This window comes from Bartonella sp. AP88HLJMH, assembly GCF_042195605.1.
Classification (GTDB): domain Bacteria; phylum Pseudomonadota; class Alphaproteobacteria; order Rhizobiales; family Rhizobiaceae; genus Bartonella.
On sequence record NZ_JBHIOR010000118.1, the window covers coordinates 1 to 646 of the forward strand.

Sequence of the window (646 nt, forward strand, 5' to 3'; positions counted from 1 at the left end):
GGAGCACTTAAAGGTGCAACACGAGGTCCCCCATACACATTACCACCCATCCCTGTATCATACAGATTATACGCATCCGCACCACCTCGCTTAAAGACATTCTGCATCCAAGCAGGAGGGGCACTTGTCTGCACCTGCTTCTGTTCTGTCGTTGCTGGTCTACTGCTCCCCATGTCACAATTCCTTCCTATAATAAAGCATATCTATGCCATAACCTTGTTTGTTCAGTGCACGTTTCCAACCTAAACGCCCTAAAATCTCTATCTCAAAAGCCCCATTCTCACGCGCCCAATCCTCTACAAATGTCAAATTATCAACTTGATCAAGAACGCCCTTGCCACTACATTCACAAATCAGAGCGCGCTTCTTTCCTAAAACTGTCTGTTGTATCTGGGTCGTGAATGCCGCTAAAAAGCGCTCGTCATCATCCAAAACAAGCCATAACTGTTTCTTGCCACTGCAAATCGCTTCAAGGAGCTCTTGCAACGTGATTTCATGTTTAAAACGTTCCACATACTCGCGAAACGACGCAATGATGTCTTCAAGGTATGGTGCTATACGCTCCATATCCCAAGACGTGGTCAAAAAGACTTTTGCCATTACCCTCTGCCTAAAGGACGTAAATCCACATTAAATCCTGTGATTT

General features: G+C 45.2%; 1 protein-coding gene. It reads right to left on the reverse strand.

What is annotated here, in order from left to right:
* Window positions 1–174 precede the first annotated feature (174 nt).
* Window positions 175–600, reverse strand: a complete 426-nt coding sequence (locus ACFIMA_RS09905; protein ID WP_375610955.1) for a hypothetical protein — start codon at window positions 598–600, stop codon at window positions 175–177.
* Between the last annotated feature and the right edge of the window lie 46 nt (window positions 601–646).

What these genes read in the sequence shown, in the direction of transcription:
- ACFIMA_RS09905 (WP_375610955.1), bottom strand. Translation starts at nt 600, where the DNA reads ATGGCAAAAGTCTTTTTGACCACGTCTTGGGATATGGAGCGTATAGCA.